This window comes from Paenibacillus sp. PK3_47, assembly GCF_023520895.1.
Classification (GTDB): domain Bacteria; phylum Bacillota; class Bacilli; order Paenibacillales; family Paenibacillaceae; genus Paenibacillus_AQ.
This window is the reverse complement of the sequence record NZ_CP026029.1, coordinates 77,054-90,511: the sequence shown is the minus strand read 5'-3', so window position 1 is coordinate 90,511 and position 13,458 is coordinate 77,054. Positions and strand designations below refer to the sequence as shown.

The window sequence follows — 13,458 nt, the reverse complement described above, 5'->3', positions numbered from 1 at the left end:
TAAAAGGGATGGACGGTCCGGTTGCCGTTCATCCCTTTTTGCTTTTGCCAGTGTAATAGACTAGATAAATCCGCCGTTAACGCGCAATGTCTGCCCGGTCACCCACTGTGACTGTCCGCTGACGAGGAACTCTACCACATTTGCAATATCCTCAGGCTCGCCCAGGCGGCCCATGGCATTCATCTGCTTCATGGCTTCAATCTGCTGCACCGTTTTGCCTGTATTGAACAGCTCGGTGTTCACCGGACCGGGAGCAATCGCATTAATGGTAATGCCCTTCGGCCCGAACTCCTTGGCCAGCTGGCGGGTAAGCTGCTCGACTGCGCCTTTGGTGGCGGCGTACACGCTGTAGGACGGGAACATCTGCCCGACCACTGAAGTGGAGAAATTAATAATTCTTCCGTTCGGCTGCATGTGCTTCATCGCCTGCTGAATTGCGAACAAAGTGCCTTTGACGTTCACCGAGAACTGCTTGTCAAAATCAGCTTCGGTAATCTCCGGCAGCGGTTTGTTAATCATCAGGCCGGCATTGTTGATCAGAATATCAAGCTTGCCATAAGCAGCGAGCGTATCCGCAAACAAACGCCCGACTTCACTGACATTGCCCAGATCCGCACGGACTGCTATGGCTTCGCCGCCTTCAGCAACAATCTCCTGAACCGCTTCAATCGCCTTCTCCGGACTGCTGGAATAATTGATCACTACCTTGGCTCCGAGACCGGCCAGCTGCTTGGCCACGGTCCGGCCGATTCCGCGGGAAGATCCGGTAACTATCGCTACTTTTCCGGTTAAGTCAGTCATATTTATGCTCCTCTTCGCTTAATAGCTACAGAATAGCATATTGGCAACGTGCTGACAAATATAGAAAATTGTCATTTGTTTCTTGCGATGATTTTGTCGAAATATGAAAAAAGATGACCTCCATACTGCCGGAAGTCATCTTTTTGGGTATAGATTATTGTGGATTACGATCTTGCGGCTTCGGGGTTACACGCGCAGGCCGGGAGACCCAGTTGCTGCGGTTCATCGGCTTGACGGTATCAATCCGTGCATTAACCGGCTCCTCGGGCGCACTTACGGAAGCTTCAGCGTCTACTGGAGGCTTGTTTCTTTTGGGCAGACCCCCGCCGTTATGCTTGCCTCTGTTCCACACTTTATTCTTGCTCATGATTACACTCCAATCTGTTTCCTGGTCTTAACAACTTACCATATAGGTAAGTGGTAGCACAAAAAACCGATTTTGACAAGTTATAAAATGTACTATTGACGGCTCTTATACATGGCTATAATAGTATAGAATTGAAAGGAGAGCACCTGATGACCATCAAGATTATTACGGACAGCGGTTCCGACCTACCCCTTGAGTACATTCAGAAATATGATGTTACGATTGTTCATTTACCGGTCCATTTCCAGGAAGAGCTGATGCCGGAGGATACGGATACCAAGGCTTTTTATGCAAAAATGCGTGAATCCAAAGAACTGCCGACGACGGCCAGTCCGAGTCCGCAGGTATTCCTGGATAAGTTCAAGGAAGTGGAGGCAGGCACTGACATTCTGGTCATCTGTATGTCTTCCAACATTAGCAGTACATATCAGGCCGCAAGGATCGCCAAGGAAATGTATGAAGAAGAAGGGTTTCCGAATGCGATTGAACTTATAGATTCGAAGACATTTTCCGGAGGGCTGTCCCTGGTGGTGGCTATGGCGTGCAAATGGTCTGAGACCGTCTCAAGCCTTGCAGAGCTGAAGGCCATGGTAGAGCGCAAAGCTGAGGAAGTCACCGCGTATTTTACGCTTGATACACTTGAGAATGTAATCAAGGGCGGACGGCTGAACCGTTTGTCCGGAGCGGTGGCTTCTGTGCTGAATATTAAACTGCTGCTCAAAATCAGCGATGAGGGCACCGTTGAAGTGGTGGAGAAGACACGCGGGCTTCCCAAGGCGCTTACCCAGCTGCTTAACAAGCTTGAAGAGAAGCAGCATGATTATGAGCAGGCTGTTATTGCCATCGTTCACAGTAATGCCGAAAAGCTGGCTCTGGAAATCAAGGAGCGTATTCTCGAAAAGCATCCCTTCAAGGAAATTCTGTTCTCCAGCATGGGGCCGGTAATGGGCACTTATGCAGGCGAAGGCGGAATCGGAGTGGCGTTTTAAGCTGGTGCACAGGATATATGAGGAACAGCCGTACAGGGGAAACTGCCCGTTGTGCGGCTTTTTGCTGTCCGGATAAGATCCTGCAGGAGTAGACACCACCATATGGGCATTTGCATAGAATGGAGCAAAACCTATTACGGAGGTCTTACAACATGCCGACATATGGTACCGGACAGCAAGCGAAAGTTATTTATCAGGCAGACCCGGCGCTTGTGCAGCATCTGCATGGCGTGAAAGAATCGCTGCATCACTGCTGCAAGGATCATCTGAATCACAATGTAATGGTGCAGATGATAGACGGCCAGGTACATGAGGGGAAAATTGCCGGTATAGACAGCAAAAATCTGTTCCTCTCAATTACCATTACAACGGAGGATTCACGCGGCTTTTACAACCCGTATTACAAACCTTATCCCGGTTATTATCCGGGACCCGGATATCCTTACCCCGGCCCGGTGAACAACAATGTTATTCTTCCGCTTGTATTATTCGAGCTGCTGGCGATTTCACTGATCTGATAAAACTCGCTATTTTCAAAAGACATGTCTGTACCGGTTCCTGCTGCCGGGCTGCGGCCGTGTCTTTTGTTATTTTCAAAGCAGGAAGATAGAGATATACTAAATCATGGTAAATATAGTATTGGAATCTGTAATTCCAGCAGGAGGTGGATGGATGATTACATATCCGTTGTTGAAAAGCGGGGCGAGGATCGGGGTAACCGCCTCATCGTCAGGTGTAGGCCCTGCCTACCGCACATCTTTTGAGCAAGGCTGTACAAGAATGGGGCAGAGGGGTTATGGGGTGTTCTGCGGGGATACAGTTTTCCATCACAGCAAAACCAGATCCGCCTCAGGCAAAGTCCGGGCCGCAGAGTTCAACAGCATGATGCAGGATGATTCCATAGACCTGATTATCCCGCCATGGGGCGGAGAGCTGCTGATTGAGATGCTGGAGCATATCGATTTCAGCCGGATCCGGGACAAATGGATATTGGGATTTTCCGATATCAGCCTGCTGCTGCTGGCAGTAACACTGCAGACAGGCTTGGCGACGGCGCACGGACCCGGCTTCGGAGACATCAGCCGCGATTCCGTCGATGAGATTACCGGTATGTGGCAGACAGTGATGTCTACAAGGCCTGGCGGTTCAGTCGTGCAATCCTCAGGACCTGATGAAGATGAACAGAAGGCCTGGAAATCCGTCTCTGGTGCAGATACCGCTGTATCCGGCCGTTTGCTTGGCGGCTGTATCGACGTGATCCGGCATATGATCGGAACGCCATACGGTGATGTGGGCTATTATCAGCAGAACATGATCGGTAACGAACCGGTCCTTTGGTTTTTGGAAAATTGTGAGCTGAGAACAGCCGATTTACCCCGTTCGCTGGTACAGATGAAGCTGGCCGGATGGTTCGAGCATTGCTCCGGTATTTTGTTCGGCAGAAGCCCTGCTAATGAACCGGTGGATCAATATACAATAGAGGATGTATACCGGGAACTCTCGGAGGAACTTCAAGTGCCCATCATTTACGATATTGATTGCGGACATATTCCCCCGCAGATGACTCTCGTGAACGGGGCCTATGCAGAGGTTAAGCTCACTTGCGGCAGCGGGACAATCACCCAATATTTCCGTGAATAGGAGGATAAGCAGCACAAAAAGACAGCCCGCAGGCTGTCTTTTTGTGTTTAAGCTATACTTTTCTGCTCTAACGTGCAGGTAATCCTTCTGAACACTGAGTTACACGGTAACAATCGCGGTAATTTCTTCGTCCAGATCCAGCCGCACATTCTCACGGTAAGCCCGGATTCCGTATTCGCTGTGCACATAGCGGAGAATGGCTTCAATCATGTTGGATTCAACGAGATACTGGCTGCGGCCTTGCACCCACACCTCAGCGGTGTAGCCTGTATCTTCGTCCCAGCTCAGCTCAACCTGTACATCCTGCGGACGGACTCCTTTGCGCTCAGCCATGTGAAGGCAGATCGAATTGATAATCTCATCCATGCTAAGAACTGTTGTTGACATTAGTAGCGGCCGTCTCTTTCCTCAATAATGCGTCTTTCTCTTCTGCGGCGGAAGAAGGACATTACCAGCATTACCACCACATAGATTGCGAACATGTTAATAAGAAGACCTAAAATATTTCCGAAAGCACCCATGCCTGCGAACATGCCGCCGAACAGAAGGCCGGCGATCCCGCCGAGCATCATGCCTTTCATGAAGCCGCCGCCGCTGAAAAATCCGCGGTTTGCGTTTGCGCCAGTAGTGCCGGCTGTGGATCCTGTGCTGCTATCATTTTTTCTTACATTATCTGTTGTGGATTTTTTGGGAGTCGTGGTGAAGCTTTTTGTCCCTGATTTAAAGCCGCCGCGCCGCGCATCCGCAAAATCTGGAGCGGTTACAGCGAAAAATAAAGTAAATGCCATAACAATCATCATTACGCGTTTCATTGCTTTCATTGAGTATAAATACCCTCCTAGTAGTTTGTGTGCAGATTTTTGCTGCTTACCACTAATACGTAGGTTGTCCCGGGAGGTTTCAATTTAAAATATAATATTTCAAAATAATTTTCGTTGAGAATTTATGGGCAAAAAAAGGCGCAGATCCCGGGGACCTGCGCAAAAAACAGTTATCAGAGAGTTGCCTTAGGCTCCGCGTACCCGTCAGACACGAGCTCAAGCGCTCCGGTAGCCGGATCGATGATCATGCCGTGTACAGGTACGTTTGGGGGGAGTAAGGGATGGTGCTTAATTAGCTCCACAGTCTGAATTACCCCTTCCTCCACATTGTCAAACCCGCGCAGCCACTTGGTCAGTTTGATTCCTGAATTCTCCAGCGTAGAGAGAACCTCCTCGGATACGCCGCGGTCTTTAATGTGGTCAATCATTTTCTCTGCATTGAGCGAGGCCATGCCGCATTCATGGTGACCTACCACGATGACTTCGTCCGCATTCAGCTCATAGACTGCAACCATGACGCTGCGCATTACGCTTCCGAAAGGCTGGGAAATGACCGCACCGGCATTTTTGATAATTTTGACATCACCGTTTTTGAAGTTCATTGCTTTGGGCAAAAGCTCCACAAGACGCGTATCCATACAGGTGATGATCAGCATTTTTTTGTCGGGAAAACGGCTGGTGAGATAAGCTTCATAATCCTTGTGTTCCACAAAGCCTTTATTAAATTCCAAAATCTCCGAAATTTGTGTCATGTCCGTGCTCCTCCTAAAAGTTTGGTTAGTGTTACTTCCTGAGTGATCTCCGGCAAAAACTGACACCGGAAGCAAACACCCAGTTTTGTTAAGTGTAAGGATACGTTTGATTTATAGGTAGGCTTTACGTATGTACGTAAGGTCTATCGGGCAGATATGGAGCATGAAGCACTGGACGGCGCAGAAGATGCTCCGGAACCGCGGATATCTCTGACCTGGATATTCCTGCTGTAAATTTGGGAGTCGCTGTCGAGCTTGAATGAGCTGTAGTGCTCTTCACTGTCAAGACGCATATGCTCCTCATAAAAAATTTCCTGCTGGCCGCTGACCACAAACGGCAGACTGCCAGTTTCAACGGGAATATCGCCCGGAGCCGCTTCATCGACGATCAACAGAACAGTGATTCCATCGCAGCCGCAGCTTTCCGTATCAAAAAAGAGCCTGAAAAGCCCCGGCCTCCCGTCAAGCTTCTCCGTCAGCTTCCTCTCTGCCAGCGGTGTGAGCCGAATATGCATGTTCTGTTCACGCTCCTTAAGATAATGTAATGAAGCAAAGTATTTCAAATTTAAAGCGGAATGCCTGAACTGATTATACGGAGTATAAATCACAGACGTCAATATCCCGAAATAGTGTGCCCTTAATTTTATAACATTTTACAGGACTCGATAAACATATCTTTCAAGCATTGTAGCCGGACCCGGCCGTTTCCGCTGTGACGTGGTTGATTATGGAGATTTAAAAAAGTATCATCTAAGGTGAGCGAGAAAACAGAGAAAGCAGGTGTATAAAATGGAACAAGCGGTTAGAGAAGAATGGGAGAAGTTCCAGGAGCTGTTATCCAAAATCAGCGGTTATAACGAAGCCATCGGGCTGCTTCACTGGGATTTACGGACAGGTGCTCCGCGCAAGGGGGTTGAGGTGCGTTCGGGAACGATCGGCATGCTGAGCGGAGAGGTGTTCAGGCTGCAGACCTCGGATGAAATGGGGGAATTCACAGAATTTTTCAGCCGTCCGGCCGTGATGAACCAGTTGAGCGATGACCAGAACAAGATGGTGAAGGATTGCCGTGAAGAATACGAGCGCAGCAAAAGTATCCCGTCCAAACGGTTCGAGGAATATGCAGTCCTGGCGGCACATTCGGAGAGCATGTGGGAGGAAGCCAAGGAAAATAATGATTTTGCCTCCTTTGAACCGTTCCTGAGCAAAATCGTCGCCTTCAAACAGGAATTTATCGATTACTGGGGCGTCAAGGACACACGCTATGATACGCTGCTGGATATGTATGAACCGGATTTGACCGTCACCAAGGTGGACGAGCTCTTTAACCGCCTGCGCAGCCGGCTCGTTCCGCTTGTGGAAGCGATCAGTGCATCGGACAACAAACCGGATACGGAATTTTTAAGCCAAATATACGATAAGGAGCAGCAGGAGAAATTCGGCTTGTTCATTCTGGAGCAGATGGGCTATGACTTTGAAGCCGGCCGTCTCGATGAAAGCGTGCACCCATTCGCAACCGGCCTGAATCCGGGGGATGTGCGCATTACTAGCAACTATCTGCTCGATAACGTAACCAGTGCGGTGTTCAGTTCTCTGCATGAGGGCGGACACGCGCTTTATGAGCAAAATATCAGCAAAGACTATGTCGGCACACCGCTGGCCGGCGGCGCATCCATGGGGATTCACGAGTCCCAGTCGAGATTGTGGGAAAATATGATCGGACGCAGCCGTTCGTTCTGGCAGCATTACTACGGTGATCTGCAGCAGCATTTTCCGCAGCAGCTTGCAGAAGTGGATGTGGAGCAATTTTACCGGGCAATCAACAGTGTGGCCAATTCCTTTATCCGTATTGAAGCCGACGAGCTGACCTACAACCTGCACATCATTATCCGTTATGAGATTGAGAAGCTTATTTTCAATGAGGGGCTTGAGGTAAAAGATCTGCCGGGCGTCTGGAATGCGAAGTATCAGGAATACCTGGGCATTACACCGCCCACGGATTCACTGGGTGTGCTGCAGGATGTTCACTGGTCCGGGGGAGACTTCGGTTATTTTGCTTCCTATTCCCTTGGTAATATGTATGCTGCCCAAATTCTGTATACGCTGCGCAAGGAGCTGCCGGAGTTCGAGGAGCTTATTGCAAAGGGCGATCTGCTGCCGGTCAAAGATTGGCTTACGGACAAGATCTACCGCTACGGAAAAAGCCAGACGCCTTCGCAAATCATTGAGCGCGTGACCGGTGAGCCGCTGAATCCGGATTATCTGGCCGATTACCTGGAAGCCAAATACAAAGAACTGTACAACTTGTAAAATATGCTTAGCCTGGCCTGACGGCTGCCGGGTGGAATGAGGCCAGGCAAAGCGGTATAATAGAAGGAAACGTACACGGAAGGATTTGGATTATGGCAAATACCTATACCTACAGCCGCAGGGAAGAGGTTGCCAATGCTATAACGCATGGTATTGGTACAGTATTAAGTGTTGCTGCACTTGTCCTGCTAGTTGTGTATGCCAGTCTGGAGGGAACGGCCTGGCATGTCGTCAGCTTCTCTATCTATGGAACGACGATGCTGCTGCTGTATTTGAACTCCACACTGGTGCATAGTCTCAGGGAGGGCAAGGCCAAGGATTTGTTCGAGTTTTTTGACCATTCCGCCATTTATCTCTTTATTGCCGGCACCTATACACCGTTTCTGCTTGTAGCGATCCGCGGAACGCTCGGCTGGACCTTGTTCGGCATTATCTGGGGGATTGCATTGTTCGGAGTGGCGTTCAAGGCGTTTTTCGTCAAAAAGTTCCTGTTCATGTCAACGATCTTTTACATTGCCATGGGCTGGCTGATCGTTATTGCCTGGAGTCCGCTCTCGGCGGTGGTAGCCAGCGGCGGTATGACTCTGCTGGTAGCCGGCGGAATCCTCTACACGCTTGGGACAGTCTTTTATGTATGGCGGGCGTTCCCGTATCATCATGCGGTGTGGCATGTATTCGTGCTTGCCGGAAGTGTGACCCACTTCTTCGCCGTACTGATTTATCTGCTGCCGATCCGCTGATTTGCGGCATTTTACAGCCGAATATACTGATTTTGGACAAAGAAAAAGATGACAAGCAAAAAAGCTTGACATCTTTCTTTGTTTTCGGTATCATAAGGGACGTTGTGAAGCTGTAAAGTGTTTTTCCTTGACGAAGGGAGTGCCCTTGATGAGTCAGGAGAATAGGCTCGAGAAAACTAACCGGATCAACCTGCTGTTCGCGTTCTATGAACGCCTGCTTACTGACAAGCAGCAGACATTCCTTAAATATTATTTCCACGATGACTTCTCCCTGGGAGAGATCGCCGCGGAATTTGAAATCAGCCGCCAAGCCGTATATGAACATATTAAGCGGGCGGAGCAGGTTTTGGAGAATTATGAAGATAAACTAGGCTTACTGGCCAAACATGAGAACCGCAACCGGTACTTAGAAGAACTGCGCAGACTGCCTGAGAATGGGATGCTGCCTGAGCAATATAACGAGCGGTTCACGGAAATTGTGGACCGTCTGCAGAGGTTAGAGTAGCAAGAAGGGAGATACCCGCATATGGCATTTGAAGGCTTAACCGGAAGATTGCAGAATGTGTTCAGCAAGCTGCGCGGCAAAGGTAAAGTATCCGAAGATGACGTGAACGAAGCAATGCGCGAAGTGCGGCTGGCGCTTCTGGAAGCCGATGTTAACTTCAAAGTCGTCAAGGACTTCGTGTCCAAGGTGAAAGAAAAGTCTGTCGGCAAGGAAGTGATGGACAGCTTCACTCCGGGCATGGTCATTATCGACATCGTCAATAAGGAACTGACCGAGCTGATGGGCGGAAGCCAGGCGAAGCTGGCCAAGGCCAACAAGCCGCCGACGGTCATTATGATGACCGGTCTGCAAGGGGCCGGTAAGACGACCACTTCGGGCAAGCTGGCCAAGCTGCTGCAGAAGGGCAATCACCGTCCGCTGCTGGTAGCCGCCGACATTTACCGTCCGGCTGCGATCAAGCAGCTGCAGATCCTGGGCGAACAGATTAAAGTGCCTGTATTCTCGCTGGGTGACAAGACCAGTCCGGTGGAAATCGCCAGACAGGGTGTACAGCACGCGAAGGATAACAATCTGGATTACGTGCTGATCGATACCGCTGGCCGTCTGCATATTGATGAAGAGCTGATGGAAGAGCTGAAGCAGATCCATACCGTCGTCACACCTGACGAGGTGCTGCTTGTAGTCGATGCCATGACCGGTCAGGATGCAGTTAACGTGGCCGACAGCTTCAACAAACAGCTTGAGCTTACCGGCGTTGTGCTGACGAAGCTTGACGGCGACACCCGTGGCGGTGCAGCATTATCCGTCAAGGCCGTAACCGGCTGCCCGATTAAGTTTGCCGCATTGGGCGAGAAGATCGACGCGCTGGAGCCTTTCCATCCGGAGCGGATGGCTTCGCGGATTCTCGGTATGGGCGACATGCTGTCGCTGATCGAGAAAGCGCAGGCTAACATCGACACCGAAAAGGCGAAGGAAATGGAACGTAAGATGCGTAACGCTGAATTTACGTTCGATGACTTCCTGGAGCAGATGGATCAGGTCAAGAAGCTTGGCCCGATCGACCAGATTCTCGACATGCTGCCTGGCATGAACAAGGCCAAGGGCATGAAGGATCTCAAGGTCGACGACAAGCAAATGGGCCGTGTCGAAGCCATTGTCCATTCGATGACGAAAGATGAGAAATCCCAGCCTGAGATCATTAACCATAACCGCCGCAAGCGGATCGCCGCCGGCAGCGGAACCACGGTTGCCGAGGTCAACCGCCTCATCAAGCAGTTCGATGAAATGCGCAAGATGATGAAACAGTTCTCCGGCATGATGGGCGGTATGGGAGGCAAAGGCGGCAAGAAGAACGCCATGAAGCAGCTTAAGAGCCTTGGCGGCGGCAAGGGTATGAAGTTCCCTTTCCGTTAAGCACTTGTTATTGCTTTTAGTCTTTCCCTAGATCAGACATAGTACAACATCAGATGATCAGTCGGTCGGTTTTGATCTTCGTATAGATCAGACATAGTATAACATCAGATGATCAGTCGGTCGGTTTTGATCTTCGTATAGATCAGACATAGTATAACATCAGATGATCAGTCGGTCGGTTTTGATCTTCGTATAGATCAGACATAGTACAACATCAGATGATCAGTCGGTCGGTTTTGATCTTCGTATAGATCAGATATAGTATAACATCAGATGATCGAGACTCTTTTGACCTTAATCTTTTGATCTTGATCTTAATCTTTTGATCTTAAAGATTTTAAAGTTTGTAAAACTCGTACCCAGGTTCCGCCGCAGTTAAGCGTGTCCCGAAGGGACGAAGAGTGTTCCTGCTCCCAACGTTTCTAAGCAGCGCCATCCCTGACACCCACGCCAGTTGCACTACCGGGTGTCCAGAGGGCGGAGCCCTTGGGGCCCTCCCTTGGAAGGGAGGGTTTGGGAGGGATCGAAATTCTTTTAAGGAGGTGAATTTTCGTGGCAGTACGTATTCGTTTGAAAAGAATGGGTGCACATAAAGCGCCTTTCTACCGTGTAGTGGTTTCCGATTCCCGGTCCCCTCGTGACGGACGTTTCATCGAGGAAATCGGTTATTATAATCCGATTGAACAACCGGCAGTGGTTAAGATCGATGAGGAAAAAGCTCTTAAATGGCTTCAAACAGGTGCACAAGCATCTGATACCGTCCGCAACCTGCTTTCCAAAGCAGGCGTGATGAAGAAGTTCCATGAGCTGAAGCAACAGAAATAATGACTGATTGCGAGGGTCCTCTATGGAAGAATTAGTTGGAGTTATTGCTAAGGCTTTAGTGGATCATCCAGAGGATGTGACGGTGCGGACTGTGGAGAAGGATCACCTGGTTGTGTATGAGCTCTCCGTACATCCTGATGATGTCGGCAAGGTTATCGGCAAGCAGGGGCGGATCGCCAAAGCGCTCCGCACAGTAGTTACATCGGCAGCAGTCAAGAGCGATAAACGCGTTACCGTGGATATTTTATCTTAAATAATGCGTACAATGAGGGGCTAGGGATAGTATATCCCGGCTCCTTTTTGTTCAAATATATAGATGTGTGAACAGGGCCAACAATGTAACCGGAACGGTTAAAGGAGTGGATGAGATGACGGAAGAATTGACAGTAGGCAGGCTCGTGAATACGCACGGGATCCGCGGTGAGATCAAGATTTTTTCGCATACGGATTTTCCGGAGGTCCGGTTTGCAAAGGGCGCAAAGCTGCTGCTTATTCCGGCGGATGGGAGTCCGAAGTTTGAGATCACTGTAGAATCCGCGCGTGAGCATAAAGGGATGTATATCGCCAAGCTGAAGGGCTATGACAACATTAACGATATCGAGAAGTACAAAGGAAGCATGCTGAAAGTACCCAGTGATGATTTGGTTGAGCTCCCGGAAAACGAATATTATTTCCACCAGATCGTAGGCTGTGAAGTGTACACCGACGAAGACGGAAGCCAGCCGATTGGAACGATTACAGACATTCTTCAGCCCGGTGCCAACGACGTCTGGGTCGTGAAGCCGGCCAAAGGTCAGGATATCCTCATACCGGTAATTAACGATGTGGTGCTGGATGTAGATATCGCTTCCCGCAAAATCACCGTCCACCTGATGGAAGGGCTGCTGCCATGATCCGGATTGATGTGCTGACGCTTTTTCCGGAAATGTGCGAAGGGGTATTCAGCACAAGCATTCTCGGCAAAGCACGGGACAAGGGAATTGTTTCGTTGAATGCCGTGAACTTCCGCGATTTTTCAGGCAATAAGCATAATACTGTCGATGACACGCCATACGGCGGAGGCGGCGGAATGGTACTGAAGCCGGATCCGATCTTTGCAGCGGTTGAGCACGTGCTTGAAACTGTGAATGGCGGTGAAAGCCTGCTGGAGCAGAGGGCTGCAGAAGCGGCTCCGGCAAAACCACGTATTATCCTGATGTGCCCGCAAGGGCAGACCTATAACCAGCAGATTGCTGAAGAGCTGGCCAAAGAAGAGCATCTGATCTTTATATGCGGCCATTATGAAGGCTATGATGAACGGATCAGAGAGCATCTGGTAACAGATGAGCTCTCGATCGGGGATTATGTGCTGACAGGCGGAGAGCTTCCTGCACTTACTGTTATCGATTCTGTTGTCCGGCTGCAGCCGGGGGCGCTGGGAAATGAGACCTCGGCCATTACAGATTCTTTTAGTACAGGGCTTTTGGAGTATCCCCACTATACCCGCCCTGCGGAATTCCGCGGCTGGAAAGTGCCCGATATTCTGCTGAGCGGCCATCATGCCAATATTGACGTATGGCGGCGCGAGCAGGCATTACAGCGTACCCTGGAACGCAGACCGGATCTTCTTGAAACTGCAAATCTCACGGCCAAAGATAAGCAGGCGCTACAGCGTCTGAGAGACAAAAATGAGCAGGTCTGAGCAAAGGTTGTTGATAAATAAGGCATATTTAACGTCTTTTTAACGTATCTTACGTTGAGGAGGCGTTTTTTGTTATGGGCTTTACACTAAAGAGAAAATATGGTAAAAATGGTATAGACACAGAAGATTCACAGAGAAACAGGAGCGGATGTGCGTTGTTTTGCGTAAGATGGGGTAATAAAGAGAGGCGCCGATAACATACATGCAGCTTTAGACACAGCTTGCTAAACTGAAAGGAATGAATTGAAAGTGACTACGAATTCGCATGAAGAACTCAAGCCAGACGTGGACACTGTCCACAAGGAAGCGGGGCCGCTCCGCACAGTGAATGATATTATCAACTTTTATACCAACCGCAAATCAGAGAACAAATCCTGGGAGCAGGTTCAATAGTGAAATATTGCAGGTAATATAGCAGTATCCAAAAAACCATTAAACCAGCCAAACCAAGGTTTGCTGAGTTAATGGTTTTTTTGTTAGAGAAATTCTATGCATGAAAAAAGACCGTCCGAAGACGGTCTCTCTACCCGAGGCGCTATTTGTAACTTTGATCCGTATCCCGCGCCACCAAGCCAATTACTTAAGCGTTGGTCCGGGTAAGGGATACGCTCAACAT

Annotated in this window: 18 protein-coding genes; 12 read left to right on the top strand and 6 right to left on the bottom strand. The window is 49.5% G+C overall.

What is annotated here, in order from left to right; all coding sequences use genetic code 11:
• Positions 1-60: 60 nt before the first annotated feature.
• Both C2I18_RS00500 and C2I18_RS00495 read right to left on the bottom strand, forming a co-directional pair.
• A complete protein-coding gene (locus tag C2I18_RS00500; RefSeq protein WP_249899343.1) occupies positions 61-801 on the bottom strand; it encodes an SDR family oxidoreductase in 741 nt (246 codons plus the stop codon).
• A gap of 154 nt (positions 802-955) precedes the next feature.
• Positions 956-1,168, bottom strand: a complete 213-nt coding sequence (locus C2I18_RS00495; RefSeq protein WP_249899342.1) for a hypothetical protein — start codon at positions 1,166-1,168, stop codon at positions 956-958.
• Between the two features lie 149 nt (positions 1,169-1,317).
• Between C2I18_RS00495 and C2I18_RS00490 the strand changes: the two genes are divergently transcribed.
• The 3 genes from C2I18_RS00490 (at position 1,318) to C2I18_RS00480 (ending at position 3,798) form a co-directional block, all read left to right on the top strand.
• Entirely contained in the window at positions 1,318-2,157 is an 840-nt protein-coding gene (locus C2I18_RS00490; RefSeq protein ID WP_249899341.1) for a DegV family protein, read from the top strand.
• Positions 2,158-2,309: 152 nt separating this feature from the next.
• Entirely contained in the window at positions 2,310-2,675 is a 366-nt protein-coding gene (locus C2I18_RS00485; protein WP_249899340.1) for a hypothetical protein, read from the top strand.
• A 154-nt stretch (positions 2,676-2,829) separates the two neighbouring features.
• Positions 2,830-3,798 carry a S66 family peptidase gene (locus C2I18_RS00480; protein WP_249899339.1) on the top strand — a complete coding sequence of 323 codons (969 nt, stop codon included), beginning with the start codon at positions 2,830-2,832 and terminating at the stop codon, positions 3,796-3,798.
• 99 nt (positions 3,799-3,897) lie between these two features.
• Here C2I18_RS00480 and C2I18_RS00475 read toward each other — a convergent pair whose 3' ends face one another.
• From C2I18_RS00475 to C2I18_RS00460, 4 genes are all read right to left on the bottom strand, one after another.
• The gene (locus C2I18_RS00475) at positions 3,898-4,185 is read right to left on the bottom strand and encodes a YxcD family protein (RefSeq protein ID WP_249899338.1); all 288 of its coding nucleotides are present in this window, start codon (positions 4,183-4,185) and stop codon (positions 3,898-3,900) included.
• On the bottom strand, positions 4,185-4,610 hold the full coding sequence (locus C2I18_RS00470) for a hypothetical protein (RefSeq protein WP_481857965.1): 426 nt from the start codon (positions 4,608-4,610) through the stop codon (positions 4,185-4,187). The genes C2I18_RS00475 and C2I18_RS00470 overlap by 1 nt, the downstream gene beginning before the upstream one ends.
• Positions 4,611-4,792: 182 nt before the next feature.
• Complete coding sequence (locus tag C2I18_RS00465; protein WP_249899336.1) at positions 4,793-5,371, bottom strand: beta-class carbonic anhydrase; 579 nt, start codon at positions 5,369-5,371, stop codon at positions 4,793-4,795.
• A 143-nt stretch (positions 5,372-5,514) separates the two neighbouring features.
• Positions 5,515-5,886: an iron-sulfur cluster biosynthesis family protein gene (locus tag C2I18_RS00460; RefSeq protein WP_249899335.1), complete on the bottom strand. Its 372-nt coding sequence runs from the start codon at positions 5,884-5,886 to the stop codon at positions 5,515-5,517.
• 274 nt (positions 5,887-6,160) lie between these two features.
• Here C2I18_RS00460 and C2I18_RS00455 point away from each other — a divergent pair, with 274 nt between their 5' ends.
• The 9 genes from C2I18_RS00455 to C2I18_RS00415 all read left to right on the top strand — a co-directional run bounded on the left by C2I18_RS00455 (position 6,161) and on the right by C2I18_RS00415 (position 13,235).
• On the top strand, positions 6,161-7,678 hold the full coding sequence (locus C2I18_RS00455) for a carboxypeptidase M32 (protein ID WP_249899334.1): 1,518 nt from the start codon (positions 6,161-6,163) through the stop codon (positions 7,676-7,678).
• A 92-nt stretch (positions 7,679-7,770) separates the two neighbouring features.
• Positions 7,771-8,418 (top strand): PAQR family membrane homeostasis protein TrhA, encoded by a 648-nt coding sequence (gene trhA / locus C2I18_RS00450; protein ID WP_249899333.1) that lies wholly within the window; start codon positions 7,771-7,773, stop codon positions 8,416-8,418.
• A 148-nt stretch (positions 8,419-8,566) separates the two neighbouring features.
• Positions 8,567-8,923, top strand: coding sequence for a putative DNA-binding protein (locus C2I18_RS00445; RefSeq protein ID WP_249899332.1), 357 nt, complete (start codon positions 8,567-8,569; stop codon positions 8,921-8,923).
• Positions 8,924-8,944: 21 nt separating this feature from the next.
• Complete coding sequence (ffh, locus tag C2I18_RS00440) at positions 8,945-10,336, top strand: signal recognition particle protein (protein ID WP_249899331.1); 1,392 nt, start codon at positions 8,945-8,947, stop codon at positions 10,334-10,336.
• Between the two features lie 552 nt (positions 10,337-10,888).
• Positions 10,889-11,161, top strand: a complete 273-nt coding sequence (rpsP, locus tag C2I18_RS00435) for a 30S ribosomal protein S16 (protein WP_036688604.1) — start codon at positions 10,889-10,891, stop codon at positions 11,159-11,161.
• Positions 11,162-11,183: 22 nt separating this feature from the next.
• Entirely contained in the window at positions 11,184-11,414 is a 231-nt protein-coding gene (locus C2I18_RS00430) for a KH domain-containing protein (protein ID WP_249899330.1), read from the top strand.
• Between the two features lie 115 nt (positions 11,415-11,529).
• On the top strand, positions 11,530-12,054 hold the full coding sequence (gene rimM, locus C2I18_RS00425; protein ID WP_249899329.1) for a ribosome maturation factor RimM: 525 nt from the start codon (positions 11,530-11,532) through the stop codon (positions 12,052-12,054).
• Complete coding sequence (trmD, locus tag C2I18_RS00420) at positions 12,054-12,842, top strand: tRNA (guanosine(37)-N1)-methyltransferase TrmD (protein ID WP_249902303.1); 789 nt, start codon at positions 12,054-12,056, stop codon at positions 12,840-12,842. The genes rimM and trmD overlap by 1 nt, the downstream gene beginning before the upstream one ends.
• A gap of 249 nt (positions 12,843-13,091) precedes the next feature.
• The gene (locus C2I18_RS00415) at positions 13,092-13,235 is read left to right on the top strand and encodes a hypothetical protein (protein WP_249899328.1); all 144 of its coding nucleotides are present in this window, start codon (positions 13,092-13,094) and stop codon (positions 13,233-13,235) included.
• Positions 13,236-13,458 lie beyond the last annotated feature (223 nt).

What these genes read in the sequence shown, in the direction of transcription:
- C2I18_RS00500 (WP_249899343.1), bottom strand. Translation starts at nt 801, where the DNA reads ATGACTGACTTAACCGGAAAAGTAGCGATAGTTACCGGATCTTCCCGC.
- C2I18_RS00495 (WP_249899342.1), bottom strand. Translation starts at nt 1,168, where the DNA reads ATGAGCAAGAATAAAGTGTGGAACAGAGGCAAGCATAACGGCGGGGGT.
- C2I18_RS00490 (WP_249899341.1), top strand. Translation starts at nt 1,318, where the DNA reads ATGACCATCAAGATTATTACGGACAGCGGTTCCGACCTACCCCTTGAG.
- C2I18_RS00485 (WP_249899340.1), top strand. Translation starts at nt 2,310, where the DNA reads ATGCCGACATATGGTACCGGACAGCAAGCGAAAGTTATTTATCAGGCA.
- C2I18_RS00480 (WP_249899339.1), top strand. Translation starts at nt 2,830, where the DNA reads ATGATTACATATCCGTTGTTGAAAAGCGGGGCGAGGATCGGGGTAACC.
- C2I18_RS00475 (WP_249899338.1), bottom strand. Translation starts at nt 4,185, where the DNA reads ATGTCAACAACAGTTCTTAGCATGGATGAGATTATCAATTCGATCTGC.
- C2I18_RS00470 (WP_481857965.1), bottom strand. Translation starts at nt 4,610, where the DNA reads ATGAAACGCGTAATGATGATTGTTATGGCATTTACTTTATTTTTCGCT.
- C2I18_RS00465 (WP_249899336.1), bottom strand. Translation starts at nt 5,371, where the DNA reads ATGACACAAATTTCGGAGATTTTGGAATTTAATAAAGGCTTTGTGGAA.
- C2I18_RS00460 (WP_249899335.1), bottom strand. Translation starts at nt 5,886, where the DNA reads ATGCATATTCGGCTCACACCGCTGGCAGAGAGGAAGCTGACGGAGAAG.
- C2I18_RS00455 (WP_249899334.1), top strand. Translation starts at nt 6,161, where the DNA reads ATGGAACAAGCGGTTAGAGAAGAATGGGAGAAGTTCCAGGAGCTGTTA.
- trhA (WP_249899333.1), top strand. Translation starts at nt 7,771, where the DNA reads ATGGCAAATACCTATACCTACAGCCGCAGGGAAGAGGTTGCCAATGCT.
- C2I18_RS00445 (WP_249899332.1), top strand. Translation starts at nt 8,567, where the DNA reads ATGAGTCAGGAGAATAGGCTCGAGAAAACTAACCGGATCAACCTGCTG.
- ffh (WP_249899331.1), top strand. Translation starts at nt 8,945, where the DNA reads ATGGCATTTGAAGGCTTAACCGGAAGATTGCAGAATGTGTTCAGCAAG.
- C2I18_RS00430 (WP_249899330.1), top strand. Translation starts at nt 11,184, where the DNA reads ATGGAAGAATTAGTTGGAGTTATTGCTAAGGCTTTAGTGGATCATCCA.
- rimM (WP_249899329.1), top strand. Translation starts at nt 11,530, where the DNA reads ATGACGGAAGAATTGACAGTAGGCAGGCTCGTGAATACGCACGGGATC.